The 26,263-nt window shown below is 64.4% G+C and carries 21 protein-coding genes; 20 read left to right on the plus strand and 1 reads right to left on the minus strand.

What is annotated here, in order from left to right; translation table 11 throughout:
* Nucleotides 1-6: 6 nt before the first annotated feature.
* From ACVC5H_RS11570 to ACVC5H_RS11650, 17 genes are all read left to right on the plus strand, one after another.
* Nucleotides 7-729 (plus strand): cobalt-precorrin-7 (C(5))-methyltransferase, encoded by a 723-nt coding sequence (locus tag ACVC5H_RS11570; RefSeq protein WP_489622432.1) that lies wholly within the window; start codon nt 7-9, stop codon nt 727-729.
* Nucleotides 726-2,303: a precorrin-8X methylmutase gene (locus ACVC5H_RS11575; RefSeq protein WP_489622433.1), complete on the plus strand. Its 1,578-nt coding sequence runs from the start codon at nt 726-728 to the stop codon at nt 2,301-2,303. The genes ACVC5H_RS11570 and ACVC5H_RS11575 overlap by 4 nt, the downstream gene beginning before the upstream one ends.
* Nucleotides 2,303-3,493 (plus strand): cobalt-precorrin-5B (C(1))-methyltransferase CbiD, encoded by a 1,191-nt coding sequence (gene cbiD / locus ACVC5H_RS11580; RefSeq protein WP_489622434.1) that lies wholly within the window; start codon nt 2,303-2,305, stop codon nt 3,491-3,493. Before ACVC5H_RS11575 ends, cbiD begins: the two co-directional genes overlap by 1 nt.
* The gene (cobI, locus tag ACVC5H_RS11585; protein ID WP_489622435.1) at nt 3,490-4,248 is read left to right on the plus strand and encodes a precorrin-2 C(20)-methyltransferase; all 759 of its coding nucleotides are present in this window, start codon (nt 3,490-3,492) and stop codon (nt 4,246-4,248) included. Before cbiD ends, cobI begins: the two co-directional genes overlap by 4 nt.
* Nucleotides 4,245-5,021, plus strand: a complete 777-nt coding sequence (cobM, locus tag ACVC5H_RS11590) for a precorrin-4 C(11)-methyltransferase (protein ID WP_489622436.1) — start codon at nt 4,245-4,247, stop codon at nt 5,019-5,021. Before cobI ends, cobM begins: the two co-directional genes overlap by 4 nt.
* The gene (locus ACVC5H_RS11595) at nt 5,018-5,821 is read left to right on the plus strand and encodes a cobalamin biosynthesis protein (protein WP_489622437.1); all 804 of its coding nucleotides are present in this window, start codon (nt 5,018-5,020) and stop codon (nt 5,819-5,821) included. The genes cobM and ACVC5H_RS11595 overlap by 4 nt, the downstream gene beginning before the upstream one ends.
* A 19-nt stretch (nt 5,822-5,840) precedes the next feature.
* A complete protein-coding gene (gene cobJ / locus ACVC5H_RS11600; RefSeq protein WP_489622438.1) occupies nt 5,841-7,400 on the plus strand; it encodes a precorrin-3B C(17)-methyltransferase in 1,560 nt (519 codons plus the stop codon).
* Nucleotides 7,401-7,402: 2 nt separating this feature from the next.
* Nucleotides 7,403-8,518, plus strand: a complete 1,116-nt coding sequence (locus ACVC5H_RS11605) for a CobW family GTP-binding protein (RefSeq protein WP_489622439.1) — start codon at nt 7,403-7,405, stop codon at nt 8,516-8,518.
* A 31-nt stretch (nt 8,519-8,549) separates the two neighbouring features.
* Nucleotides 8,550-9,152, plus strand: coding sequence for a cob(I)yrinic acid a,c-diamide adenosyltransferase (gene cobO, locus ACVC5H_RS11610; RefSeq protein ID WP_489622440.1), 603 nt, complete (start codon nt 8,550-8,552; stop codon nt 9,150-9,152).
* A complete protein-coding gene (locus ACVC5H_RS11615; RefSeq protein ID WP_489622441.1) occupies nt 9,152-10,483 on the plus strand; it encodes a cobyrinic acid a,c-diamide synthase CobB in 1,332 nt (443 codons plus the stop codon). Before cobO ends, ACVC5H_RS11615 begins: the two co-directional genes overlap by 1 nt.
* Nucleotides 10,480-11,151, plus strand: a complete 672-nt coding sequence (gene bluB, locus ACVC5H_RS11620) for a 5,6-dimethylbenzimidazole synthase (protein WP_489622442.1) — start codon at nt 10,480-10,482, stop codon at nt 11,149-11,151. Before ACVC5H_RS11615 ends, bluB begins: the two co-directional genes overlap by 4 nt.
* A complete protein-coding gene (cobU, locus tag ACVC5H_RS11625; RefSeq protein WP_489622443.1) occupies nt 11,148-11,759 on the plus strand; it encodes a bifunctional adenosylcobinamide kinase/adenosylcobinamide-phosphate guanylyltransferase in 612 nt (203 codons plus the stop codon). The genes bluB and cobU overlap by 4 nt, the downstream gene beginning before the upstream one ends.
* On the plus strand, nt 11,753-12,712 hold the full coding sequence (cbiB, locus tag ACVC5H_RS11630; protein WP_489622444.1) for an adenosylcobinamide-phosphate synthase CbiB: 960 nt from the start codon (nt 11,753-11,755) through the stop codon (nt 12,710-12,712). Before cobU ends, cbiB begins: the two co-directional genes overlap by 7 nt.
* The gene (gene cobD / locus ACVC5H_RS11635; protein ID WP_489622445.1) at nt 12,705-13,715 is read left to right on the plus strand and encodes a threonine-phosphate decarboxylase CobD; all 1,011 of its coding nucleotides are present in this window, start codon (nt 12,705-12,707) and stop codon (nt 13,713-13,715) included. Before cbiB ends, cobD begins: the two co-directional genes overlap by 8 nt.
* Nucleotides 13,708-15,177, plus strand: a complete 1,470-nt coding sequence (locus ACVC5H_RS11640) for a cobyric acid synthase (protein ID WP_489622446.1) — start codon at nt 13,708-13,710, stop codon at nt 15,175-15,177. Before cobD ends, ACVC5H_RS11640 begins: the two co-directional genes overlap by 8 nt.
* Before the next feature lie 787 nt (nt 15,178-15,964).
* Nucleotides 15,965-16,882, plus strand: a complete 918-nt coding sequence (locus ACVC5H_RS11645; RefSeq protein WP_489622447.1) for an alpha/beta hydrolase family protein — start codon at nt 15,965-15,967, stop codon at nt 16,880-16,882.
* A gap of 5 nt (nt 16,883-16,887) precedes the next feature.
* On the plus strand, nt 16,888-17,832 hold the full coding sequence (locus tag ACVC5H_RS11650; protein WP_489622448.1) for an alpha/beta hydrolase family protein: 945 nt from the start codon (nt 16,888-16,890) through the stop codon (nt 17,830-17,832).
* A gap of 107 nt (nt 17,833-17,939) precedes the next feature.
* On the opposite strand, the gene ACVC5H_RS11655 is transcribed toward ACVC5H_RS11650, so the two are convergent.
* Nucleotides 17,940-18,137, minus strand: coding sequence for a hypothetical protein (locus tag ACVC5H_RS11655; RefSeq protein WP_489622449.1), 198 nt, complete (start codon nt 18,135-18,137; stop codon nt 17,940-17,942).
* Nucleotides 18,138-18,659: 522 nt separating this feature from the next.
* Between ACVC5H_RS11655 and ACVC5H_RS11660 the strand changes: the two genes are divergently transcribed.
* Genes ACVC5H_RS11660 through ACVC5H_RS11670 form a run of 3 tightly spaced genes read left to right on the plus strand, consistent with a single transcriptional unit; the run spans nt 18,660 to nt 26,258 of the window.
* On the plus strand, nt 18,660-19,883 hold the full coding sequence (locus tag ACVC5H_RS11660) for an MdtA/MuxA family multidrug efflux RND transporter periplasmic adaptor subunit (RefSeq protein ID WP_489622450.1): 1,224 nt from the start codon (nt 18,660-18,662) through the stop codon (nt 19,881-19,883).
* Nucleotides 19,884-19,887: 4 nt separating this feature from the next.
* Nucleotides 19,888-23,130: an efflux RND transporter permease subunit gene (locus tag ACVC5H_RS11665; RefSeq protein ID WP_489622451.1), complete on the plus strand. Its 3,243-nt coding sequence runs from the start codon at nt 19,888-19,890 to the stop codon at nt 23,128-23,130.
* Nucleotides 23,127-26,258: an efflux RND transporter permease subunit gene (locus ACVC5H_RS11670; protein ID WP_489622452.1), complete on the plus strand. Its 3,132-nt coding sequence runs from the start codon at nt 23,127-23,129 to the stop codon at nt 26,256-26,258. Before ACVC5H_RS11665 ends, ACVC5H_RS11670 begins: the two co-directional genes overlap by 4 nt.
* The last annotated feature ends 5 nt before the right edge of the window (nt 26,259-26,263 follow it).

Below are 26,263 nucleotides of genomic sequence, written 5' to 3' on the forward strand. Positions count from 1 at the left end.
AAGAAGATGATCATCTGCATCGGCGCCGGCCCCGGCGACCATTCCTACCTGACGATGCGCGGTGCGGAACTGATCCGCAACGCTGACGTGGTGGCCGGCTTCAATGCCGTGGTCGATGTGGTCAAGGACCTCATCCCTGCCAGCGCGCAAGTGGTGTTGATGGGCTACCGCGACCAGGTCGCCAGGCTGGACGAAGTGGCGGCCCTGCATCATGCCGGCAAACGCTGCGTGGTGGTCTTCATGGGCGATATCCACTTCAGCGGTTTCCAGTATCTGGAGCGGGTGGAGCGTGCCTGCGGCCATCGCGTGGAAACCTTGCCCGGCATTTCTTCGGCCCAGATCCTCGCCTCGAAGGCGCGCGTGTGCTTTGATGAAACGACCTTCATCACCTTCCACCGGCGCGGCGATCTGGAGCCGTTCAAGCGCCATCTGGTGAACGTCTTGAACGATGGGCGCAATGCCATCGTCATTCCTTGTCCGTGGGATGCGGCGCGCTCCTTCATGCCGCGCCACATCGCCACCTATCTGCTGCAGCAGGGCGTGAGCCCCGAACACCCGACCGAGGTCTGGGAAAACCTCACCCGTGGCGACGCCGAATGGCATGGCAAGCTGGCCGATTGCGCCGACAAGGAATTCAGCGACATGAGCATCATGCTCATCCGCACCCTGACGCCCATGGCCAGCCAGATCGAACCGCCGCCGCAGGTGGCCAGCGGAGCCACGGCATGAATAGCCCCCGCAAGCCAGCCGTGGTGATCGCCGGCCACGGCAGCCGCGATCCCGATGCCCTGCGCGAATTCGAGGCGCTGGTAGCGCTGGTGCGTGACCGCGCCGACGGACGCATCGTGCGCCATGGCTATCTGGAATTTGCCGCGCCCACCATCTCGGAGGCTGCGGCTGCCTGCGTGGCAGAGGGCGCCACTGAAGTGGCCGTGGTGCCCGGCGTACTGCTGGGTGCGCGCCATGCCAAGAACGACATGCCGGCCGAACTGCTGGCGCTGGCGCGGGATTACCCGCAGGTCGATTTCCATTTCGGCGCACCGATGGATCTGCATCCGCTGTTGCTGCAACTGGTGCAGCAGCGCGTGGTGGAGGCCGAGGCCAATTCAGAGGACATCCTCCATCGCCAGGATGCCTGCCTGGTGCTGGTCGGACGCGGCACCACCGACCCCGATGCCAATGGCGAGATCGCCAAGCTGGGGCGCATGGTGCAGGAGGGCATGGGTTTTGGCGGCGTCAAGGTCTGCTTCTCGGGCACGGCGACGCCATTGGTGCGCGATGGCCTCGCGCAGGCCGCCGGAGAAGGCTGGGAGCGGCTGGTGGTGTTGCCGTTCTTCCTCTTCGATGGCGTGCTGGTCAAGCGCATCTATGCCGCCGCCGACGAACTGGCGCAGCGCGAACCGGACGTGGAAGTCCTCAAGGCCGCTTACCTGGGCGTGCATGCGCACGTGGCCGATGTGATGCTGGAACGCGCTCGCGATGCCGCCGAAGGCCGTGCTGCCATGAACTGCACGCTCTGCAAGTACCGCGTGCAGATCGTCGGTTTCGAGCAGCAGGTCGGCGAGCCGCAACGCGCGCATCACCTGCAGGTGCGTGATCTTTCCGCACGCGAGCAGCTGGCTTCGACAGTGGCGGGCACTGCGCCTTACGTACCGCATCCCATCGAAGCCGAGAGCATGGAAATCATCCAGGCCGGGCGCGACTGGAGCGGCTTCCCGCCAGAGCAACTGACCGTCCTGCAGCGCCTGGTGCATACCAGTGGCGACTTCGCCGCGGCTGATGAAATCTATTTTTCTGCTGGAGCTGTACAGGCTGGCATGAAGGCGCTTCTGCGCACCAAGCGGGTAGTAACGGATGTGACCATGGTGCAAACCGGTCTCAAGCGCGCGGTGCTGGAACAACTGGGCGTAGAGACCTGGTGTGGCGTACACGATCCCGAATCGCACCTGATGGCGCAGAACCTGGGCATGACGCGCTCGGCCGCCGGCATCCGCCGCGCCTGGCAGAAGTTCGGCAATGACCTGGTGCTGGCCATTGGCGATGCTCCCACCGCCATCACCGAGGCGGTGCGTCTGATCCGCGAACATGGCTGGCGGCCGCAACTGGTGATCGGCCTGCCGGTCGGCTTCGTCGGCACGCGCGAGAGCAAGGAAGAACTGCGCCGCTGCCTGCAGGTGCCGCGCATCACCAACAGCGGCACGCGCGGCGGCTCCCCCTGGGCGGCCAGCGTGGTCAACGCCCTGATGATCGATGCCATCGCCTGGCTGGTCGCGCAGGAAGCGCAGAGCGAAGGCGTGCAGTGATGCAGGCCGCCAGCGAGCTGCAACGGGCCGAGTATGATCTCGCCGTGCTCGCCCCCAATGGCCTGCGCCGTGGACGCAGCACCGGCAGTTGCGCCACGGCGGCGGTGCGTGCGGCGCTCTATCGCCTGCTGGGCGGCATGACGGTGCAATACACCGAAGTCAGCCTGCCGGATGGCCTGCATTACCTGAGCGTGCCCATCAAGATGGTCACCCTGATCGATGCGGGTACAGCCCAGGCAGAAGTACTCAAGGATGGCGGCGACGATCCCGACAATACGCACGGCGCCACCATCGTTGCCCAGGTGCGGCGCAATGCGGCCGGGGAGATCCGTTTCTTTGCAGGCGAGGGCGTGGGTACGGCGACCATGCCGGGCCTGCGCGTGGCCGTGGGCGAGCCGGCCATCAATCCGGTACCGCGCGCCATGATGCGTGCAGCGGTGGCGGAGGTGCTGGCCGAGTTGCAGCCCGGTGAGCCGGCCTGCGGTTTCGACCTGACCATCGGCTGCCACGAGGGCCTCGCCATCGCGCCCAAGACCTTCAATCCCAAGCTGGGCATCGTCGGCGGCATTTCCATCCTGGGCACCTCGGGCATCGTGGAACCGATGTCGATGGCCTCCTGGATCGCCTCCATCGAGGTCTATATCCGCGTGGCGCTGGCCGCCTGCGCACCGGGCGATGCGGTGGCCTACCTGCCGGGAAAGATCGGCCGCGTCTTCGTGGCGCAGACGCTGGGCCTGCCCGACAAGCGCAGCGTGCAGATCGCCAATTTCCTGGGCGATGCGCTGGACTTCACCCAGAAGGCCCTGGCCGAGGAGGGACGGACACTGCCGCTGCTGTGGCTGGCCGGGCATCCGGGCAAGCTGGCCAAGGTACTGGATGGGGTGTGGGATACGCACTCCAGCAAGAGCAACATGGCCATGCAGGGCGTGGCCCGCGTGGCTGAAGAAATGAATGCGGCAGGGCAGGGCGTGCTGTTTGACGCTACCCTGCTGCAGCAGATGAAGGAAGCCAATACGGTGGAAGCAATCATAGAACTGGTCCGCCAGCAGGATGCCGGACTGTCGCGCCGCCTCTGGTGCGAGATCGAAGCGCGCATCGCCGCGCTCGCGCACGCCCGCGTGCCTGCAGTGGAACGCATCGAAGTGCGCCTGTTCGACCTCGACGGTCGGCAACTGGGAGCGGGCGCATGAGCGGGCGTCTGACCGGCATCGGCGTCGGCCCCGGCCCCGCAGGCTACCTGCCGCTGGCGGCCATCGGCGCGCTGCGCAGTGCCGACCTGATCTACATTCCGCGTGCGCGGGGGGCCGAGCTGTCGGTGGCCCTGCAATGCCTGGAAGGTGTGGAGTTCGACCGCAGCCGCCTGTGCGAGATCGAGTTCAACATGGACCCGGACCGCCAGGTCCTGCAGGAACATTACGCCCAGCTCGGCCGGCAGTTGTCCGAACAATTGCGGCAGGGCCTGCAGGTGGTCTACCTCACCATCGGTGATGCACTGACCTATTCCACCTACGGTTACGTACTGGCCGCCGTACGCGATCTCTATCCCGAGTGCGACTGCGTGACCTTGCCCGGCATCACCAGCTACGCCGCTGCTGCCGCCGCGCTGGAATGGCCGCTGGGCGTGGGCAAGGAGCGCACGCTGATCCTGCCTTGCCCGGAAGATGCGGCGACCCTGCGGGCCGAGATCGAGAGCCACGACATCGTGGTGCTGATGAAGGTCGGCGCGCGCCTGCCGTGGGTGCTGGCGTTGCTGCGCGAGATGGACATTGCGCAGCACTGCGGCTTTGCCCGTCGCATCGGCCTGGATGGCGAAGTGCTGGCCAGCGACCTCACCACGCTGGAGGCAGCAGAAGCCAGCGGCTACCTGGCCGTGCTGCTGATCCGCAAGACTGCGCAGGCGCAGCGCCATCGCGCGCCAAAGGAGAATTCGAAAGGAAACCCATGAAAGTCTATTTCGTCGGTGCCGGCCCCGGTGCGGCCGACCTCATCACCCTGCGCGGTGCGCGCCTGCTGGGCCAGGTGCGCATGGTGCTGTATGCCGGTTCGCTGGTGCCCACCGCCTTGCTGGAACATTGCCACCCCGAGGCCGAGATCATCGATACCGCCGCGCTCGACCTGGAGCAGCAGCAAGCCTGCTACGTACGCGCGCAGGCACAGGGCATCGACGTGGTGCGCCTGCATTCCGGCGACCCCGCCATCTATGGTGCGACGGCCGAGCAGATGCGCCGGCTCGATGCGCTGGGCATCGCCTATGAAGTGGTGCCGGGCGTGTCGTCCTTTACCGCAGCCGCTGCGGCCGTGTCGGCTGAACTGACCAAGCCGGAAGTGTCACAGAGCGTGATCCTCACGCGCGTCTCGGGCCGCGCCTCGGCGGTGCCCGAATCGGAATCGATTGCCTCGCTGGCTGCGCATCGCGCGACCATGTGCATCTTCCTGTCCGGGCCGCACCTGAAGAAGATCGTCACCGACCTGCTGCTGCACTATCCGCCCGAGACGCCCGTCACGCTGGTCTATCGTGCCACCTGGCCGGAGCAGCGCGTCTATCAGGGCCAGCTCGACAAGGTGCTGGAAGAGAACAAGCGCGGTGAGTGGAATCTCACCACCATGATGCTGGTCGGCGCCGCGCTGAACAAGGACCAGGTGGCCGAATCCAGCCTCTACTCCAAGGACTTCACGCACCTCTTCCGCGTGGTCAAGAAGAACAAGGACGCCGCATGAACCCGCCCGTCGCCCCGGCAGACCTGGGCCTGTGGCCCGTGCGCGCCGAGGCGGCGGCGCTGGCCATGCACCTGCAGGACAGCCTGGGCGGCGAACTCTACCAGCCCTGGCTCAATGCAGAAGGCGGCCTGTCGCAGCGCCAGCAGTTTGCGCTGGCCTATCGCCGCCACCGGCAATGGATCATGATCGGCGCCACCGGCATTGCCGTGCGCTTCCTCGATGGCCTGCCGCAGGACAAGCACAGCGATCCCGCCGTGGTGGTACTCGATGAAGCAGGGCGCTTTGCCATTGCCTTGCTGGCCGGGCACGAAGGTGGTGCCAACGGTCTGGCTTATCGCGTGGCCCAGCTGACGGGTGCGCAGCCGGTGGTGACCACCGCGACCGAAGCCGTCAAGCCGCTGGTGCTGGGCATCGGTTGCCGCAAGCTGGCCTCGGCCGAACAGATCGGCCGTGCCGTCGCGCAGGCGCTGGCACAGTGCCCCGGTGCCGCGCTGGCCCAGGTGCGCGAAGTGGCCACCATCGACATCAAGGCCGGGGAACCCGGCCTGCTGGCCTTCTGCGCCACGCATGGCCTGCCCTTGCGCGTGATCTCGCGCGAGCAGATCGCCCAGCGCGCCTGGGTGGGCAAGCCCTCGGACTGGGTGCGCCAGAACGTGGGCGTGGAGGGCGTGTGCGAACCGGCGGCGTTGATCGCCAGTCCGCGTGGACGCCTGTTGCTGGGCAAGACCGCGCTGGAGGGAGTGACCGTGGCCATCATCGACGATGGCGATGGCTGGCGCAGTTTCATGGAAAATACGTAAATCATTTGCAGGAAACCCGATGGAAGCAGTCAAGAAAAAAGGCGTATTGAACCTGGTCTCGGTCGGCCCCGGTTTCGAAGAGATGATCATCCCGCGCGCTATCGAAGCCTTGCGCGAGAGCGAGGTCATCGTCGCCTACGAGTTGTACCTGCGCTGGATCTCCGCTCATCTCGAGGGCAAGGAAATCCACACCCCGCCGCTCACCCAGGAGCGCGAGCGCGCCTTGCTGGCCATCGAACAGGCCCGCGCGGGGCGGCGCGTGGCGCTGATCTCCAGCGGCGACATCGGCATCTATGCCATGGCCGCCCTGGCCTTCGACGACATGCGCGAGGACGATACTTACGAGGTCAACGTCATCCCCGGCGTGACCTCTGCCAATGCCTGCGCTTCGCTGCTGGGCTCTCCCCTGTCGCACGATTTCGCCACGCTGTCGCTGTCCAATCTGCTGTGCCCGTGGTCGTGGATCGAGCAGCGCGCCAGCCACATTGCCCAGGCCGACCTGGCCTGCGTGCTCTACAACGTGCAGAGCGCGGGCCGGCAGGAGGGCGTCTACCGCATCCTGCAACTGATGCTGGAACATAAGGCCCCGCATACCCTGTGCGGCGTGGTGCGCAATGCCTATCGGCCGGGGCAGCAGGTCTCCATCCATCGTCTCGATGAATTGCCCGGCCTGCAGTTCGACATGCTGACCTCGATAGTCATCGGCAACCGCTTTACGCAGCGCAAGCGCGACTGGATCTTCACGCCGCGCGGCTACAACGACTGGAGCGAAGAGACCCAGGCACCGGAAGTGGCGCAACTGCCGCAGCAGGCGGTGTGGGTGTTCGCCGGCACCAGCGACGGCAACCTGCTGGCGCGCGAACTGGCGGGGCAGGGCGAGCGCGTGGTGATCTCCACCGCCACCGCCTATGGCGGCGAGCTGGCCAGCCAGGATTGTCCGGGCGCCCACGTCTGGGCCGGACGCCAGGGTGTGGAAGCGCGCCGTCAGGCGCTGCGTGACAGCCAGGCGCGGGTGCTGGTGGATGCCACCCATCCGTTTGCGGTGCAGATGTCGCAGCAACTGATGACGCTGGCACAGGAGCTGGGCCTGCCTTATCTGCGCTATGAACGTCCCAGCGAGATCGCCGTGGATGATCCGCATGGCTGCGCCGACATGGCAGAAGCCGCCGGGCGCGCCATCACCATGGGCCGCCGCATCTTCCTGGCCACCGGTTCCAAGGACCTGGGGAGCTTCCTCAAAGCGCCCGGCGCGGCCGACCGCCTATGGTTCGCCCGCGTCACGGCCGATCCTGATTTCATCCAGCGCGCCTTGGAGCTTGGCCTGCCGCGCGCCCACCTGTGCGCCATGCAGGGACCGTTCTCGCAAGCCTTCAATGAAGCGCTGTGGCGCGACTGGGGCATCGATTGCGTGGTCACCAAGGATTCCGGCGAGGCCGGTGGCTATCGCGCCAAGGCCGAGGCCGCACGCGCCCTGGGCATCCCGCTGCTGACGGTACGCCGGCCGCAACTGGCCTATCCGCAGGTGGCGCATGACGTGGCGAGCCTGCAGGCGCAACTGGCGGCGCTGGCCGGAGCCTGAGCATGGCCAGCCTTCAGCCCGCCTTGCCACCGATCCCGGTAACGGTGGTCACCGGCTTTCTCGGGGCCGGCAAGACCACCTTGCTGCGTGGCCTGGTGCAGCGCCGCCAATCGCGCCGGCTGGCGCTGCTCATCAACGAGTTCGGCGAAGTCGCCATCGATGGCGACCTGCTGCGTGCCGAGGGCGATGCCCAGGGCCATGTGCAGATCCAGGATTTCGCCCATGGCCTCATTGCCTACGGCGACGATGAACATTTCGTTCCCGCCATGCTGGCCCTGGCCGCGCGCCGGGCGCAGATCGACCATGTGCTGATCGAGACCTCCGGTTTGGCCTTGCCCAGCGCGGTGATGGAAGTGCTGCAATCGCCAGAACTGGCGCCGCATTTCGTGCTGGACGCGACATTGGCCGTGGTCGATACACCGCTGCTGCTGGAAGACGCCTTTGCCAGCGGCGACGCCGTGCGTGATGCCACGGCGCAGCTGTTCCGCCAGCAACTGGAATGCGCCGACGTGGTGGTCCTGAACAAGATCGACGGCATGGAAGAAGTGCCCTTGCTGCAAGCCGAAGAGACCGTGCGCGCGCTGGCACCCAACGTGCGCTTCCTCGAACTGGCCTATGGCGCCCGGCTGGACATCCGCCTGGCGCTGGGCTTGCGGCTGCATCAGGCGGGCACGGCCGTGCATCATCACTACACCCAGGTGAGCATGCCGGGCGAGCGCGCTACGGTGGCGGCCGACCAGTGGCGCTTCAATGGCCATGCGCATTCCGGCCTGGGGGCGCACAGTCATGGTTTGTCCACCCACAAGCATTTCCACGAGCAGGACCCGGGCTGGCAATCCTTCACCCTGCGCAGCGACGCGACCCAGGATGCCGAGGCATTGCGCCGCGCCGTGGTAGCCGTGGCGCTGGACCAGCCCATCCTGCGCACCAAGGGTTTCATCGCCACCGGCGAGGGACGCACGCAGTTGCTGCAAGCCGTACGGGCGCGCGCCGTTGTCGCCGAGGCCCAGGGCAGCAAGGAGGCGGGACGGTCGGAGCTGGTCTTCATCGGCTACCATCCCAGCCGCGCACGCGTGGCGCAATTGCTGTCCTCGCTGACGGCGACCGACTGGCATTGATTTCGTAGCAGCATCCAGAAAGAAGCACATCATGAAAACCGACCCCGAATCGCACAAGCGCATGACCCAGCGCCACAAGGAAGGCTTCGAAAAGAAGAAGGCCGCCGCCCAGAAAGAAAAGGGCCTCCTGATCGTCAACACCGGCACCGGCAAGGGCAAGTCCAGCGCCGCTTTCGGCATGGGCATGCGCATCCTCGGCCATGGCATGAAGCTGGGCGTGGTGCAGTTCATCAAGGGCGCGCTCTACAGCGCCGAGCGCGACTTCCTGGGCAGCCACGCCCAATGCGACTTCCACGTGGTCGGAGAAGGCTATACCTGGGACACCCAGGACCGCGAGGCCGACATGCGCACCGCTGCACGCGGCTGGGCCGAGGCCGTGCGCATGATCCAGGACCCCAGCTATGACATGGTGATCCTGGATGAACTCAACATCGTCCTCAAATACCAGTACCTCGATCTGGAAGAAGTCTTGCGCGTCTTCGCCGCACGCCGCGAGATGCTGCACATCGTCGTCACTGGCCGCCATGCACCGGAGGCGCTGATCGAGCAGGCCGATCTGGTCAGCGAGATGCGGCCGCTCAAGCATCCCTACAAGGAGCAGGGCGTGAAGGCGCAGAAAGGCGTGGAATTCTGATGACAAACGCAGATTACCGTTGCCCGGCCCTGTTCATCTCGGCCCCCGCTTCCGGCCACGGCAAGACCACCATCACCGCCGCCCTGGCCCGCCTGTACCGGCGCCAGGGCAAGCGCGTGCGGGTGTTCAAGACCGGCCCCGACTTCCTCGACCCGATGGTGCTGGAGCAGGCCAGCGGCCAGCCGGTGGTCAATCTCGATCTCTGGCTGGGCGGCGAAGATCATTGCCGCCGCCAGGTGGCGCTGGCTGCCGCCGAATCGGATGTGCTGCTGGTGGAGGGCGTGATGGGCCTCTTCGATGGCGAGCCCAGCAGCGCCGACCTGGCGCAGTTGCTGGGCATTCCCATCGTGGCCGTCATCAATGCGCGCGGCATGGGCCAGACCATCGGCGCGCTGGCCCAGGGCCTGCTGGCTTATCGCCCCGAGCTGCAGTTCGCCGGCGTGCTGGCCAATGGCGTGGCCAGTCCGCGCCATGCGCAGATGCTGCGCCAGGGCTTGCAGAATGCGCGTCCCTCGGTACCGCTGTTGACCGGCCTGCAGCGCGACATGCAATTCGCCTTGCCCGAACGCCACCTGGGCCTGGTGGCTGCGCCCGAGATCGGCGATCTCGATGCGCGCCTGGACGCCGTTGCCGAAAGAATGTCAGCCACTTCACTGGCCGATCTGCCCGCCCCGGTGGACTTCGGCACGCCCCCGCCGGAACGCGCTTTCCCGCGCCTATTGGAGGGCAAGACCATCGCCGTGGCGCGCGATCTGGCGTTTTCCTTCATCTACACCGCCAACCTCGATCTGCTGGCGCAGATGGGCGCCACGCTGGCCTTCTTCTCGCCGCTGGCCGATGAGCCCTTGCCCGCCTGTGATGCGGTCTGGCTGCCGGGCGGCTATCCCGAGCTGCATCTGCCCGTGCTACAGGCCGCGCAGCGCACCCAGTCCAGCCTGCGCGCCCATGCCGAGGCCGGCAAGCCGCTCTATGCCGAATGCGGCGGCATGCTCTTCCTGCTGGAAACCGTCATCGACGGCGATGGCAGCAGCGGCCAGCTGTGCGGCATCCTGCCGGGCCAGGCCACGGTGCAGCCGCGCCTGCAAGGGCTGGGCTACCAGACCCTGCAACTGAACCTGCCGGGCGCGATTGGCGAGCATCTGCGCTGCCATACCTTCCACTATTCGCGTGCGGTGGTTGGCGCCCAGTTCATGGCGCGCGGCGAACGCCTGTTCGATTCCTCGGAAGGGGAGGTGGTCTATCGCCGTGGCCAGGTCACGGCCACCTACCTGCACGGCTATTTCCGCTCGGCGCCGCGCACGGTGGCGGCGCTTTTCGGGGCAGGCGCATGAGCGATCCCGTGGCCCATCGCTATCCGCAGGAGCAGGTCGATGCGGTGTATCGCGTCATCCGCGAGCGGCGCGACATGCGCCATTTCCTGCCCGATCCGGTCGCACCGGAACTGCTGGAACGCCTGCTGCAGGCCGCACATCACGGTCCCAGCGTGGGCTTCATGCAACCCTGGCGCTTCCTGCGCATCCGCAGCCCCGGCTTGCGTACGCAGATCCACGCCCTGGTCGAGCAGGAACGCATCGCCACTGCCCGCGCCCTGGACCAGCGCGAGGAAGAATTCATGCGCCTGAAGGTGGAAGGCATCCGCGAGTGCGGCGAGCTGCTGGTGGCCGCGCTGATGGACCAGCGCGAGCGCCATGTCTTCGGCCGCCGCACCCTGCCGCAGATGGACCTGGCCTCGCTCTCGTGCGCGCTGCAGAACCTGTGGCTGGCGGCACGCGCCGAAGGACTCGGCATGGGTTGGGTGTCGCTGTTCGACCCGGCTGCGCTGGCGCAGCTGCTGCACCTGCCGGCCGGTGCCGAACCGGTCGCCGTCCTGTGCCTGGGCCACGTACCCGCTTTCTACGACAAGCCCATGCTGGAACAGCAGCAATGGGCACAGCGCCAGCGCTTGCAGGATCTGGTCTTCGAGGACCGCTGGCCGGCGCAAGGAGAACCGCAAGCATGACCACGCCATCCCCCACGCCACGCCGCAGTCTCATCTTTGGCGGCGCCCGCAGCGGCAAGAGCGCCCATGCCGAGCGTCTGGCGCTGGCCGCGCTGGAGTCCGGTGCGCGCGAGATCGTCTACCTGGCCACCGCCAATCGCGCCGCCAGCCGGGACGATGCCGAGATGCAGGCGCGCATCGCCCATCACCAGCAGCGCCGTATCGCCCTCGGTGGCCACTGGCGCACCGTGGAAGAACCGCTGGCCCTTGGCGCGGCACTACGCACACACAGCCGCGCCGATACCGTGGTGCTGGTCGATTGCCTCACCGTGTGGCTGGCCAATCTGCTTTTTGCCGAGGGGCTGGACTATCCCGAACTGGGCCCGATCACGCCGCCGTCCGCCTTTGCACAGCAGCGCGCGGACTTCCTGCTGGCCTTGCAGGAAGTGCCCGGACCGGTGCTGCTGGTCTCCAATGAAGTGGGCATGGGCATCGTGCCGCAAGGGGCCATCTCGCGCTGGTTCGTTGATGAGGCAGGGCGGCTGAATCAAGCCGTTGCCGCCTTGTGCGAACGGGTGCAATGGGTGGCCGCAGGCCTGCCGCTGAGCTTCAAGGACATCTCATGCTGAGCGGCCTGTCCTGGCCCTGGCTGGCCTTGCTGATGGCGCTGGGCATGGCGCTGGACCTGCTGCTGGGCGAGGCGCGGCGCTGGCATCCGCTGGTGGGTTTCGGCCATCTGGCCAAGCGCATCGAGGCTGCGCTGAATCACAAACCGGGCTTGCGCCTGCGCGGCGTGCTGGCCTGGTGCCTGGCGGTGTTGCCACCGGTGCTGGCCAGCGCCTGGCTGCTAGCCGCGCTGCCCGGCTGGCTGGCGGCGCTGCTGCATGCGGGGCTGCTGTATTTCTGCATCGGCCTGCGCAGCCTGCGCGAACACACGCTGCCGATTGCCCAGGCGCTGGCGCAGGGCGAGCTGGCCCAGGCGCGCCGCCTGACCTCCTTCATCGTCAGCCGCGACACGCGCGAAGCCAGCGAAGAAGACCTCGCCAAGGCCGGCGTCGAATCCCTGCTGGAAAACGGCAACGACGCCGTCTTCGGCACGCTGTTCTGGTTTCTGGTGGCAGGCGGCCCGGGCGCCTTGCTGTTCCGGCTGGCCAATACGCTGGACGCCATGTGGGGCTACCGCAATGCGCGCTTCCTGTATTTCGGCTGGGCCGCCGCCCGCATCGACGATGCCCTGAACTGGCTGCCGGCGCGCCTGACCGCTTTCTCCTATGCCTGGCTGGGCCAGCGCAGCCAGGCCCTGGCCTGCTGGAAGGAACAGGCCCCGGCCTGGAGCAGCCCCAATGCCGGCCCCGTGATGGCTGCCGGTGCCGGTGCGCTCGGTCTGGCCCTGGGTGGCCCGGCGGTGTATGACGGTGAACTGGAGCAGCGCCCGCCATTGGGCCGGGGCCTGCCGCCGCAGGGGCCCGACATCGTGCGCGCCTGGCGCCTGGTCGCCATGAGCACCGCACTGTGGCTGGCCGTGGTGTGGGCGCTGGCATTGCTGTGGCTGGCAGCGAGAATGGGGGTGGGCCATGCTTGAACACGGCGGCAATCTCAATGACGCGGCCCGCCATTACGGCCGCCCGCGCACTGACTGGCTGGACCTCTCCACGGGCATCAACCCGCGTCCTTATCCGGCACCGGCACCTTCTGCGGACGCCTGGCATCGCTTGCCCGAAGCTTCGCTCGCACTCGAAGAGGCCGCCTGCGACTACTACGGCGCCCCCCGCCTGCTGGCCGTGGCGGGCACCCAGGCGGCGATCCAGGCGCTGCCGCAACTGCGCCTGCAGCAGGATGGCCGCCCGGCCGAGGTGATCGTGGCCGCGCCCATCTACGCCGAACACGCGCACTGCTGGCGGCGTGCCGGGCATGCCGTGCGCGAGGTGCCGTATGACGGACTCGACGCGGCCCTGCGCGAAGGCCGCTGCCAGGTGCTGGTGCTGTGCAATCCCAATAATCCGACCGGTGCCACGGTCCCCCCCGAAACGCTGCTGCGCTGGGCCGCGATGCTGTCCGCCCGGGGCGGCTGGCTGGTGGTGGACGAAGCCTTTGGTGACACCTTGTACGGCTACAGCGTGGCTGCCCTGAGCGACCAGCCGGGCCTGATCGTGCTGCGCTCGGTCGGCAAATTCTTCGGCCTGGCCGGCTTGCGCCTGGGCTTCGTGGGCGCTGCACCGGCGCTGCTGGACGCCCTGGCCGACTGGCTGGGCCCGTGGTCCATCAGCGGCCCGGCCCAGCAGATCGGCACTGCGGCCCTGCGTGACCGCACCTGGCAGGCGGCGACGCAGCAGACCCTGCTGGCCGAGGGCCAACGCCTGCATGCGCTGCTGGCGCGGCACGGCATCGAGGCCAGCGGCACGCCGCTGTTCCAGTGGTGGCCGGAGCGCGAGGCCGTGGCGTTTCATGAAGCGATGGCGCGCGAGGGTGTCTGGGTCCGCCTCTTCACGCGCGGTGCCGGTGGCATCCGCCTTGGCTTGCCGCCCGATGAAGCGGGCTGGTCGCGCCTGCAACACGCCTTGAACACATGGAGCCAACGTGGCTGAGTTTCCCTTTCATACCCTGATGATCCAGGGCACCACCTCCGACGCCGGCAAGAGCACCCTGGCGGCCGCCCTGTGCCGCCTGCTGAAGAAAGATGGCATCAACGTGGCCCCCTTCAAGCCGCAGAACATGGCCCTGAACAGTGCGGTTACCAGCGATGGTGGCGAGATCGGCCGCGCCCAGGCGCTGCAGGCGCAGGCCGCCGGCATCGCGCCCCACACCGATATGAACCCGGTGCTGCTGAAACCCTCCAGCGATACCGGCGCACAGGTCATCGTGCAAGGCAAGGTGCGCGCCGACATGAACGCCCGCGACTATCACCGCTACAAGACCGAAGCCATGCAGGCCGTGCTGCAATCCTATGCGCGCCTGCGCGCGCAATATGCCTGCGTCGTCGTGGAAGGCGCGGGCAGTCCGGCCGAGATCAATCTGCGCGCGCGCGACATTGCCAACATGGGTTTTGCCGAGGCGGTGGATTGCCCGGTCATCATCGTGGCCGACATTGACCGGGGCGGTGTGTTTGCGCACCTGACCGGCACGCTCGACTGTCTTTCCGAGAGCGAACGGGAGCGCGTGATCGGCTTCGTCATCAACCGTTTTCGCGGTGACATCGGCCTGCTGCAAGGCGGCCTGGACTGGCTCGAAGCCCGCACCGGCAAGCCCGTGCTGGCCGTGCTGCCGTATCTGCATGGCCTGCATCTGGATGCCGAGGATGCCGTAGCAGCCACGCAGGAGAGCCGGGGGGATTTTCGTATCGTGGTGCCGGTCTTTCCGCGCATCAGCAACCATACCGACTTCGATGCGCTGCGTGCGCATCCCGGCGTGGACTTGCGTTTCATCGGCCCGGGCCAGCCCGTACCGCCGGCCGACCTCATCATCCTGCCCGGCAGCAAGAACACGCGCGGCGACCTGCGCTGGCTGCGCGAACACGGCTGGGAAGAGGCCATTGCGCGCCATCTGCGTTATGGCGGCAAGCTGATTGGCATCTGCGGCGGTTTCCAGATGCTGGGGGAGAGCGTCGATGATCCGCATGGCGTGGAAGGCACGCCCGGCAGCAGTGCCGGCCTGGGCCTGCTGCCCATGCGCACCGAACTCACCCGCGAAAAACGCCTCTTGCAGGTCAGCGGCCATTGCGCTTTCGGTGACACGGCCGCCCCGGTGCGCGGGTATGAGATTCACATGGGCGTGTCAGCGGGCGCGGCGCTGGAGCGGTCGGCCTTTGTCATCGAGGGGCGCGCCGAAGGGGCGCAATCGGCCGATGGGCAGATTCTGGGGAGCTATCTGCATGGCATGTTCGATACGCCGCAGGCCTTTGGCGCACTGCTGGCCTGGGCGGGGCTGGCGGGTGTGGAAGCGGTGGACCTGGATGCGTTGCGCGAAGCCAGTCTGGAGCGGCTGGCGGAATCTTGTCGGCCTTTGTATGAGGCGTTGCGGGGCGTGCGGACCAGGTTTGGACGGACGTAATACGGTGTGGGGCCCATCGTCATTCCAGCGTTTGAGCGGGAAATGATAGTAGAACCCATTTCATCAATAGGCGTGAGATGCGTTCTGCCCAGAAAGGGCGCTGGCAAGGCGCGCGACGCGTCGTGTGGCGGCGCCACACGCAAGGAGTGCAACGCGGCCAGCGCCCTTTCTGGGCAGAACCCGGAGGGAGCGGCCCGTTTGGGCGAATTGCTGCGTTACGAATTTGGGTCAAGACGTCCAGTCTTGACCCAAATTCGCGCCTTGCACTTCATCCCAAACGGGACTCGCTCGCACTCACGCCTATTTTGAAATGGGTTCTAGTCTTGACTCTGCCGGTGGGACATAAAAACTAATAAATCCAGTTGGTGCGGACAACGGTCTTTCGTAAATTTTTGCAAGGCAATGTCCGTTGTCTCCGCCAATATATCGGATGCCGTGTGTTGATCGTGCGGGCTGGTCCGCACAAGAGATGCGGTGAAAAATATTCCTCCTGAACAGGCGCAAAGCCTCTGGCAGTCGGCGATACCGCCTGCTGCATCATCTTTTCTCTGCTGGCAAGGTTGCGGCTTATATCGATTCGTGACCAGGTACGACAGAGATAGTCAATCAGCTCTTTCGTAAAGAGTTGCTAAGTCGGGCGTTCGCTCCTTCATTTTTCGTCAATACTTTGTCAGCTTCATTGATTAATGTCGCGCAATAAAAGTTGGAAATGCATTCGCTATTTGATTAACAAAAACTAAATCAGGGGAAGTGCGTGTTGAAGGGGTGGAGGAAATACGCAGGCTGCTTGCTGGCCGCAGTGGGTATCATCGCGACGGCATGCCTGGCTGGCTGCGCGGAAGTGACGAGTGCGTCGCCACATCGCGCCAGTGGGCTAGTGGCGGAGAATATGCAGTTGCCAGCCCAGTTCAAGCGTGCAGACGGCTCTGTGGAGACGATCATGCTGGATGCGCAGGTGATTCGGCCTGATGATGATTTGCCGCATCCGTTGGTGGTGTTTAGTCATACCTATCATTCTGATCCCAAGAGAATCTATGCAGATTTCATGCGCCTGCCAGCTGTCGAATACGCCCGCCGCGGATTAACCACATTTGCTTTTACCAGACGCGGCTTCGGACTTTCTGGCGGGAAGGCGATCTCTGAAGTCAGTGTTTGCAACGTCGCAGACATCACGCGCTTCAACAATGAGAGTTTGGAGGACGTGCGTGAGGCCATCCGTCTGATCTCGCTCAAGCCTTATGTCGACGCAACCAAGATTATCGCTATCGGTGGGCAAAGCGGCGGTTTCCTATCAATCGCGCTCACTGGTAGCCCTCCTCCTGGTTTGGTCGCGGCCATTAGCTTTGACGGGGAAATAACAACAAGATCGGAAACAAGGATCTGTGGTCCCAATTCTCCGGTTGCTTCAATGGCGAAAATTGGGGAGGTGTCCAGAATTCCAACCCTTTGGATATATGCGAATGATCGTCGAGTCCCCCAAAAAACCAGTACCGCGATGGCAAAGGTATTCATCGAGAGCGGTGGTAATGTTGAGTTATTTCATACATCGCCAGTAGGGATTGATGATAGGTTTCCGTTTGAAAAAGGCTCATCTACGTGGGATAAATATCTCAGCCCATTTCTTAAAAAAGTAGGTGTTCGGACCTTGGATGACCCAATTCCGGGTAACCGAATTCGCGTTATCTACGGGACCAAGAGGGAATGACCAAGATGAACATGCTCCTCAAAACCGTCGGGATTCTTTTTCTGCTTCTCTGCTCCATGGCCAAGGCAGATGAGACCGTTCCATTGCCGAAAGCGACCGGCCACCTCGTGTTGGAGAGGCTGATGCTGCCTGCCAAATTCAGGAAGGACGATGGCAGCTCTTACGTGATTCACCTTGATGCCATCATTGTCCGGCCGGATGATGATCGTCCTCATCCTCTGGCGTTGATCAACCACGGCCACGATCCGCACAACTACAAGCTCCGCTATGTGGATGACTTCAAACAGCAAACCATAGAATTGGCGCGGCGTGGCTGGGTAGCAGTCGTGTTCAGTCGGCGCGGTTACGGTCACTCCGAAGGTGATTTTATGGAAGGCCATGGCGGCTTGCGCATGACTACCCACGACTATATCGGGCAGACGAAAGCCCCGCTGGACGATATCCATGCAGTCATTGATTTCATGCGTCAGCAGCCTTATGTCGACAATCAAAAAATGATTTCCATAGGGCACTCCGGTGGTGGCTATTACCAGCTGGCACTAGCTGCAGATCCACCGAAGGGTTTAATGGCCGCCATCAATTTTGCCGGTGCAACCCGTGTGTCTGAGCCAAACCTTCAGTTCGAAAACAGTGATTCGGTAGTGCGAGCTGCTGCCAGCTTTGGGCAGACGGCACGTATACCGATGTTATGGATCTATGCTGAAAACGATACTTATTCACCTATCGAGTTAGCCAGACAGATGCTTGACGCGTTTGTCGGGCGCGGAGGTAATGCAGAATTGATCCAGGGGATCTGGTATGGCCGCGAAGGGCATCTACTCTTTCTCAAGCCAGAAGGCATTCCTATCTGGACGCCCTACGTTGATCGATTTCTTCAACAGCATGGCCTCGTTCTACTTGATGGTTTGATTTCAACCTCCGGCATGCGCGAGATCGACCATCGCCAATGAACGCAAAAACCAAACGGAAGCATAAGCCCGCCAAAAGGCAAACTTATACTTCCGTTTTCAGCGTAATGGATGGAGATGTGAGGACGGTGAAAAACGACTGAAGAAAATCAGGCCAATGCTTCCTTGGCCGCTTCTTCCGGCGTCAGGCCATCGTAGAAGAGGTCGGTAAACCATTCAACCTGTTCCTCGATATGCTCCTGCGCCTGGTCCAGCGTGGCGCCGCCCTTGACCAGGAATTGCTCGACTTCGGTACACCACTGGATCAGGGCTTCGGTTTCCGGATCCAGTTTCTCTTTCTTGGCCATGATGCCTCCTTGCTTCGGTGATGATGGGCGTGAGTGCCCTCTGCAAGGATAGGGGAAGCCAGCGGGCCTGGGGGAATTTTCTTCGCCGTACGCGCCGGCCTTCTCAGCAGGTGTGCCATTAAGCCCAGCAAATCTTGAGGGAATAATGAGGAAAATGTTGAATTGCTGTAAGCGCTGTGCGACGAATGGTAAAAAACTTGCCTCGGCTTGTGCCCAGGCCCCACACTAGCGACCGTTCACATTCTCCCGGGATTACGCCTTGGGGAGCGGCCAGCAGACCTGGCCTGCCATGCTCGCAGATCCTCGCCGCCACACCGCACCGGCGCGGCGCTGCAACGAGGCAGGCAAGGGTTGACGGTCACTCGTACTCCCGGATGGCATGTGAAACGGCCGCAGGCCGGGGAAGACATCCTTCCTTTCATATCGTCCGTCCGTTCAGCCACGCCGCTCCCGAGCGGACAGCCAGTCAGGGGCGGACGAGTTCGACTGACCAGAACCCATCCAATTCCAGGCCGCCTACACATGACTGCCCAATCTTCTGCCCCGCCGGTCCGCCGCCCTCTGCGCTGGCTCGTTGTCCTTGTTGTCCTGCTGCTGATCATCGCTGCGGGCTGGTTCCTGTCGCACAAGATAGGCGGACGTCGACCCTTCCCCAACATGGATATGACGACCCCGGTGCAGGCCGGTGCGGCCACGACCGGGGATGTGTCGGTGACCCTGACCGCCCTGGGTACGGTCACCGCCAACGCCAGCGTGACCGTGACCAGCCGTATCGACGGGCACCTGCAGGCGGTCTACTTTACCGAGGGGCAATACGTGCAGAAGGGGCAGCTGCTGGCGCAGCTCGATACCCGTGCCTACCAGGCTGAAGTGGTCCAGTACCAGGGCACGCTGGCGCAGAGCCAGGCCCAGCTGGTCAGCGCCAGGCAGACCCTGGAGCGCTACGAGCGCCTGTTTGCCAAGGACTCGCTGGCGCGCCAGGACCTGGATACCCAGCGTTCCACCGTGCAGCAATACGAAGGCGCCGTGCAGGCCGCCCAGGGCCAGATCCAGGCCGCCCAGCTCAATATCCTGTACGGCCGCATCACCGCGCCGGTGAGCGGCTATGTGGGCCTGCGCCTGGTTGATCCGGGCAATGTGGTCCACGCCAGCGATACGACCGGTATCGTCACGATCACCCAGACCCATCCCATCGCGGTGAAATTCAGCATCCCCCAGGCCAACCTCAAGTCGATCCTGGGGCCCTTGCGCCAGGGCAAGACCTTGCCGGTGCAGGCGCTGGAGCAGCAGGGTACGCAGACCATCGCCAGCGGCAAGCTGATGTTCATCAGCAATGAAGTCGATTCCACCACCGGCAGCGTGCAGCTCAAGGCCGTGTTCGACAACAACGACGATGCGCTCTATCCGAACCAGTTCGTCAACGTGCGCCTGCAGGTGGATACGCTCAAGCAGGCTGTGCTGGTGCCCTCGGCGTCGGTGCAGCAGAGCGATTCGGGCAAGTACGTGTTCGTGGTCAATGCCGACAATACCGTGCGGCGCCAGGTGGTGAGCACCGGCCCCGTGACCGATGACGGTCGCATCGTCATCAGCAACGGCGTCAAGGCGGGCGACCAGGTGGTCACGCAAGGCATCGATTCGCTCACCAACGGCAGCAAGGTCAAGCTGGTCAAGGCCCGCCAGGTCGATGCCAGCGAGCTGGAGAACGCGCCTCAACGCCGCATGCACATGGGCCCGCCGGGACGTTGAAGCGATGAATCCATCCAGTCTCTTTATCCGGCGGCCGGTTGCCACGCTGTTGCTGATGATCGCGGTGGTGCTGTCGGGGATGTTTGCTTACCGCACGCTGTCGATTTCGGCGCTGCCGCAGGTGGACTATCCCACCATCCAGGTCACTACGCTCTATCCGGGGGCCGGCCCGGAAGTGATGACCACCGCCGTGACGGCGCCGCTGGAGCGGCAGCTCGGCCAGATGGCCGGGCTGGCCCAGATGTATTCCACCAGTGCCGGTGGCGCCTCGGTCATTACGCTCAAGTTCAATCTGGCGCTGTCGCTGGACGTGGCCGAGCAGGAAGTGCAGGCCGCCATCAATGCGGCCAATTCACTGCTGCCCTCGGGGCTGCCCAACCCGCCCACCTATAAAAAGGTCAACCCGGCCGATACCGCCGTGCTGACGCTGGCGGCCACCTCCGAGTCGCTGCCGCTGACCCAGGTGCAGGATCTGGTCAACACCCGCATCGCCTTGAAGCTGTCGCAGGTTTCCGGCGTGGGCCTGGTGACCCTGGCCGGTGGCCAGCAGCTGGCCATTCGCGTGCGGGCCAATCCGACCGCGCTGGCGGCGCATGGTCTGACGCTGGAAAACCTCTACAACGTCATCAACAACGGCAACGTCAACGGTTCCAAGGGCGGCTTCGATGGTCCGGCCCATTCGGTGACCATCGATGCCAATGACCAGCTGCGCAGCGCCGAGGAATACGGCAATCTGGTGGTGGCCTACCAGAACGGGCAGGCCCTGTTCCTGCGCGACGTGGCAAGCATCGACCAGGCCCCGGAAAACGTCTACCAGGCAGCCTGGGCCGGCAACAAGCCGGCCATCGTCATCAATATCCAGCGCCAGCCGGGCGCCAACGTGGTCCAGGTGGTGGACAGCATCAAGGCCTTGCTGCCCTCGCTGCAGCAGAGCCTGCCCGGTGCGGTGAAGCTGGAAATCCTGAGCGACCGCACCCAGACCATCCGCGCCTCCATTTCCGACGTGCAGTTCGAGCTGATGCTCTCCATTGCGCTGGTGGTGATGGTGTCCTTCCTGTTCCTGCGCACGGTGTCGGCCACGCTCATTCCCAGCGTGGCGGTGCCGCTGTCGCTGGTGGGGACCTTCGGCGTGATGTATCTGGCCGGTTTTTCCCTGAACAACCTGACCCTGATGGCGCTGACCATTGCCACCGGCTTCGTCATCGACGATGCCATCGTGGTGGTCGAGAACATCCAGCGCCACCTGGAAAATGGCGACAGTCCCATGGAGGCGGCCTTCAAGGGGTCGCGCGAGATCGGCTTTACCATCATCTCGCTGACGTTCTCGCTCATTGCGGTGCTGATTCCGCTGCTGTTCATGGGTGACGTGGTGGGGCGGCTGTTCCGCGAATTCTCCATTACGCTGGCCGTTTCCATCCTGGTGTCGATGCTGGTGTCGCTCACGCTCACGCCGATGTTGTGTGCCTATCTGCTGCGCCATATTCCGCCCGAGCAGGAAGGACGCTTTGCCCGCTGGAGCGCCGGCCGTTTCGACCGTCTGTTGCAGGCCTATGAACGCAGCCTGGGCTGGGTGCTGGGTCATCAGCGCCTGACGCTGCTGGTGGCGGCTGCCAGCCTGGTGTTGACGGCACTGCTGTACATGGCCGTGCCCAAGGGCTTCTTCCCGACCCAGGATACCGGGCAACTGCTGGGGGTGACCACGGCACCGCAAAATGTCTCGTTTGCGGAAATGTCGCGTCGTCAGCAGGCGCTGGCCGCAGTCATTCAGCAGGACCCTGCGGTCAAGTCGATCTCCTCGGTGGTGGGGGTGGATGGCGCCAACAATACCTCGCTCTCCAATGGCCGTCTGCAGATCGAACTGAAGTCCTTCGATGAGCGTAGCGACCGGGCACCGGCCATCATCGAGCGCCTGCGCGCGGCTGCGGCACAAGTGCCGGGTATCAAGCTCTATCTGACCGCCAGCCAGGACCTGAGCGTGGATGATCAGGTCACGCCGAGCCAATATCAACTCACCCTGTCCACGCCGACCCAATCCGATCTGGAAACCGGGGCCCCGCGTCTGGTGGCGGCACTGGCCAAGCATCCCGAATTGCGCGACATCACCAGCAATCTGCAGAACAGCAGTCCGGTGGCCTACGTCGACATGAACCGCATGGCCCTGGCGCGCTATGGTCTCACCGCCACCGACGTCGATACGGCCTTGTATAACGCCTATGGGCAGCGGCTGGTCTCGACCATCTTCACCCAGGCCAACCAGTATCGCGTGGTGCTGGAAGTGGCGCCGCAGTTCCGCCAGGATGTGTCGGCCTTCGATCAGCTGTACCTGGCCAATGCCAACAGCACGTCGAGCAGTTCCAGCAGTACCTCAAGCTCCAGTTCCAGTAGCAGCTCCAGCAGTTCCAGTAGTTCCAGTAGTTCGAGCAGCTCCAGCAGCAGCTCCAGCAGCACATCGACGTCGAGCAGTACCACGCTCACGCCGATGGTGCCGCTGCGCAACGTGGCGCGTATCCAGGAGCGGGTGGGCTACCAGAGCCGTTCGCGTCTGAACCAGACGCCGGCCGTGACGCTGTCCTTCAATCTGGGCAAGGGCTATTCGCTGGAGCAGGCGCGCGCGGCGGTGAGCGAGGCGGTGCAGGAGATCGGGCTGCCCGATACCATCAGCCTGCGCTACCAGGGCGCGGCACAGGCGTTTGCGTCGGCCACCTCCAATACCTTGTGGCTGATCCTGGCGGCAGTGATCACGATGTACATCGTGCTGGGCGTGCTCTATGAGAGTTTCATCCATCCGGTGACGGTGCTGTCGACCCTGCCGTCGGCGGCCATCGGCGCCTTGCTGGCGCTGTTGCTGACCGGCTCGGACTTCAGCCTCATCGCCTTGATCGGGGTGATCCTGTTGATCGGCATCGTCAAGAAGAACGCCATCATGATGATCGACTTCGCCCTGCAGGCGCAGAAGGAAGGCAAGAGCGCCTTCGATGCGATCCAGCAGGCCTGCGTCATGCGCTTCCGTCCCATCATGATGACCACCATGGCCGCGCTGCTGGGCGCGGTGCCGCTGATGCTGGCTACTGGCTCGGGCGCCGAGCTGCGGCGTCCGCTGGGCCTGGTGATCGTGGGCGGCCTCTTGTTGAGCCAGTTGCTCACGCTCTTCACTACGCCGGTGATCTATCTGTTCTTTGACCGCGCAAGCGCCGCCGTCAAGCGCCGCTGGGCCGCCCGTGCGTCCAGCCTGGGTGAGTCCGCATGAACCTGTCGCGTCCTTTCATCCTGCGCCCGGTTGCCACGCTGCTGTTGAGCCTGGCGCTGACCTTGCTGGGCGCGCTGGCGTACCGGATGCTGCCGGTGGCACCGTTGCCGCAGGTGGATTTCCCGACCATCATGGTCACCGCCAGCCTGGCCGGTGCCAGCCCGGAAACCATGGCCGCGACCATTGCCGCGCCGCTGGAGCGGGCCATGGGGCAGATCGCCGGTATCACCGAAATGACTTCCAGCAGTTCGCAGGGCTCTACCAACGTGATCGTCCAGTTCGACCTGGAGCGCGATATCGATGGTGCCGCCCGCGATGTGCAGGCTGCCATCAATGCGGCGCGCAGCCTGCTGCCCAGCAGCTTGAAGACCTTGCCCACCTACCGCAAGGCCAATCCGGCCGATGCGCCCATCCTGCTGCTGGCCTTGACTTCCAAGACGGTGGACAAGGGCAAGCTCTACGACCTGGCCTCCAGCAAACTGCAGCAGACCATTGCCCAGGTGCAGGGGGTAGGGCAGGTCTCGCTCATGGGCAGCGCCTTGCCTGCGGTGCGCATTGAATTGCAGCCGCAACAGCTGAGCCACTACGGGATCTCGCTGGATACGGTGCGCCAGGTCGTGGCCAATGCGACCACCAACCTGCCCAAGGGCGAACTGCAGGGCGAGGGCATGCACTGGTGGGTGGATGCCAACGGCCAGCTGACCAGGGCAAGCGATTACACCAACCTGGTGGTGAGCTACCAGAACGGCGCTGCGGTCAAGCTCTCCGACGTGGCCCGGGTCTATGACTCGGTGCAGGACCAGTACGTGGCGGGCTACTTCAATGATTCACCTTCGGTGATGATGGGCATCACGCGCTCCTCCGGTGCCAACATGCTGGCCACCATCGATGCCATCAAGGCGCAGCTGCCGATCATGCAGCAGATGCTGCCCAAGGAAGTGCAGCTCAATTTGGCGATGGACCGCTCGCCCTCGATTCGAGGCTCGCTGCGGGAAACCGAACTGACCTTGCTGATCTCGATGCTGCTGGTCATTGCCGTGGTCTTCCTGTTCCTGCGCAATGCACGGGCGGTGCTCATTCCTGCGGTGGCCTTGCCGATTTCGCTCATCGGCACCTGCGCGGCCATGTATCTGCTTGGATACAGCCTGGATACGCTGTCGTTGATGGCACTGATCATCGCCACCGGTTTCGTGGTGGATGATGCCATCGTGGTGCTGGAAAATATCAGCCGCCATCTGGAAGAGGGGGCGCCGCCCCTGAAGGCGGCGTTGGACGGTAGCAAGGAAGTCGGTTTTACGGTGCTGTCGATGACGGTTTCGCTCATTGCGGTGTTTATCCCGATCCTGCTCATGGGCAGCATCGTGGGCCGCCTGTTCCGCGAGTTCGCCGTCACCCTGTCGGTGTCGCTGGTGCTGTCGATGATCGTTTCGCTGACCTTGACGCCGATGCTGTGCTCGCGCCTGCTGCGCGCGCACAAGCATGATGCGTCGGGCGCGCCGGTGCAGTCCAACATGCTCTATCGCGGCATCGAGCGCGTCCTCAATGCGGTATCAAACGGCTATGCCAGCAGCCTTGAGTGGGTCATGCGCCACAAGCGGCTGACCTTGCTGAGCCTGGTGCTGACGGTGGCATTGAATCTGTTTCTCTTCACCGCCGTGCAAAAGGGCTTCTTCCCCGACCAGGACACCGGCATGCTGATGGGCCAGATGCGGGCCGACCAGGCCGCGTCCTTCCAGTCGGTGCATCCGCAGTTGCTGGCCTTCAGCCGCTTGATCCAGAGCGACCCGGACGTGGCTTCGGTCATGGCTTCCACCGGGGGCGGGGCGTTTGGTTCGCGCAATACGGCCAATTTCTTCGTCAGCCTGAAGGACAGCAGCCAGCGCAAATCCACCGCCACCGAAATTGCCAACCGCCTCACGCGCAAGGCCAGCGGTGTACCGGGCGCGTCGCTGTTCCTGATGGCCGGGCAGGATCTGCGCATGGGCGGACGCAGCGCCAATGCCACCTACCAGTACAGCCTGCAATCGGATTCGCTGGATACGCTGCGGGAGTGGTCGCCGAAAGTCTATGCCGTCCTGCGCAAGCTGCCGGAACTGACCAGCGTGGACACCGATGCACAAAGCGGCGGCCAGGCCGTCAAGCTGGTGATCGACCGCATCGCGGCGCGCCGGCTGGGGCTGGAAATGACGAACATCGATGATTTTCTCAACAATGCCTTCAGCCAGCGCCAGATCGCCACGCAGTATCAGGCGCTGAACCAGTACTACACCATTCTTGGCCTGGCACCCCAGTACACCCAGGACCCCGAGGTACTGAAGCAGTTGTTCGTGCTCAATAGCGCCGGCAATGCGGTGCCGCTGTCGGCCTTCGCGCGTCTGCAAAGCGCCAGTGCGCCGCTGGCGGTGGCGCACCAGAACCAGAGCGCCACCACCACCATTGCCTTCAACCTGGCCGATGGTGTTTCGCTGGAACAGGCCAAGGCGGCCATCGATGCGGCCGTCATCAGCCTGGGCCTGCCCGGCAGCATCCATGGGGGCATGCAAGGTACGGCGCAAGCCTTCGTGGCCATGGCCAGCGCCATGCCCTGGCTGATCCTGGCGGCGCTGCTGGCCGTCTATATCGTGCTGGGGATGCTCTATGAGAGCTGGATCCATCCCATCACGATCCTCTCCACCTTGCCCTCGGCCGGTGTGGGCGCGTTGCTGCTGCTGTTGGCGACCAATACGCAATTTACGGTGATTGCATTGATCGGCGTGCTGCTCCTGATCGGCATCGTCAAGAAGAACGCCATCCTGATGGTGGACTTCGCTCTGCACGTCGAGCGCCAGCATGACTGGACACCGGAGCGCGCCATCGTGGAAGCCTGCCGCATGCGCCTGCGTCCTATCCTGATGACCACCATGGCGGCCTTCTTCGGGGCCTTGCCGATGGTGTTGCAAACCGGTGGTGATGCCGCGCTGCGCCGTCCGCTGGGCCTGACCATCTGCGGAGGCCTGGCCCTGAGCCAGCTTCTGACCCTCTATACCACGCCCGTGGTCTATGTCTACATGGACCGCATGGGCAGCGCGGCCAAGCGCTTATGGCGTCGTCGCCGGCCGCGTCCGTCCGTCCCTGCAAGCGAGAATTGATCACT

It is taken from the genome of Herbaspirillum sp. Her3 (assembly GCF_057961275.1).

Excerpts from the sequence above, each read along its gene's own strand:
- ACVC5H_RS11575 (WP_489622433.1), top strand. The coding sequence starts at position 726 with ATGAATAGCCCCCGCAAGCCAGCCGTGGTGATCGCCGGCCACGGCAGC.
- cobM (WP_489622436.1), top strand. The coding sequence starts at position 4,245 with ATGAAAGTCTATTTCGTCGGTGCCGGCCCCGGTGCGGCCGACCTCATC.
- ACVC5H_RS11660 (WP_489622450.1), top strand. The coding sequence starts at position 18,660 with ATGACTGCCCAATCTTCTGCCCCGCCGGTCCGCCGCCCTCTGCGCTGG.
- ACVC5H_RS11595 (WP_489622437.1), top strand. The coding sequence starts at position 5,018 with ATGAACCCGCCCGTCGCCCCGGCAGACCTGGGCCTGTGGCCCGTGCGC.
- ACVC5H_RS11570 (WP_489622432.1), top strand. The coding sequence starts at position 7 with ATGATCATCTGCATCGGCGCCGGCCCCGGCGACCATTCCTACCTGACG.
- ACVC5H_RS11665 (WP_489622451.1), top strand. The coding sequence starts at position 19,888 with ATGAATCCATCCAGTCTCTTTATCCGGCGGCCGGTTGCCACGCTGTTG.
- cbiB (WP_489622444.1), top strand. The coding sequence starts at position 11,753 with ATGCTGAGCGGCCTGTCCTGGCCCTGGCTGGCCTTGCTGATGGCGCTG.
- ACVC5H_RS11655 (WP_489622449.1), bottom strand. The coding sequence starts at position 18,137 with ATGGCCAAGAAAGAGAAACTGGATCCGGAAACCGAAGCCCTGATCCAG.
- ACVC5H_RS11670 (WP_489622452.1), top strand. The coding sequence starts at position 23,127 with ATGAACCTGTCGCGTCCTTTCATCCTGCGCCCGGTTGCCACGCTGCTG.
- ACVC5H_RS11605 (WP_489622439.1), top strand. The coding sequence starts at position 7,403 with ATGGCCAGCCTTCAGCCCGCCTTGCCACCGATCCCGGTAACGGTGGTC.
- cbiD (WP_489622434.1), top strand. The coding sequence starts at position 2,303 with ATGCAGGCCGCCAGCGAGCTGCAACGGGCCGAGTATGATCTCGCCGTG.
- bluB (WP_489622442.1), top strand. The coding sequence starts at position 10,480 with ATGAGCGATCCCGTGGCCCATCGCTATCCGCAGGAGCAGGTCGATGCG.
- cobD (WP_489622445.1), top strand. The coding sequence starts at position 12,705 with ATGCTTGAACACGGCGGCAATCTCAATGACGCGGCCCGCCATTACGGC.
- cobJ (WP_489622438.1), top strand. The coding sequence starts at position 5,841 with ATGGAAGCAGTCAAGAAAAAAGGCGTATTGAACCTGGTCTCGGTCGGC.
- cobI (WP_489622435.1), top strand. The coding sequence starts at position 3,490 with ATGAGCGGGCGTCTGACCGGCATCGGCGTCGGCCCCGGCCCCGCAGGC.
- ACVC5H_RS11615 (WP_489622441.1), top strand. The coding sequence starts at position 9,152 with ATGACAAACGCAGATTACCGTTGCCCGGCCCTGTTCATCTCGGCCCCC.
- ACVC5H_RS11650 (WP_489622448.1), top strand. The coding sequence starts at position 16,888 with ATGAACATGCTCCTCAAAACCGTCGGGATTCTTTTTCTGCTTCTCTGC.
- cobU (WP_489622443.1), top strand. The coding sequence starts at position 11,148 with ATGACCACGCCATCCCCCACGCCACGCCGCAGTCTCATCTTTGGCGGC.
- cobO (WP_489622440.1), top strand. The coding sequence starts at position 8,550 with ATGAAAACCGACCCCGAATCGCACAAGCGCATGACCCAGCGCCACAAG.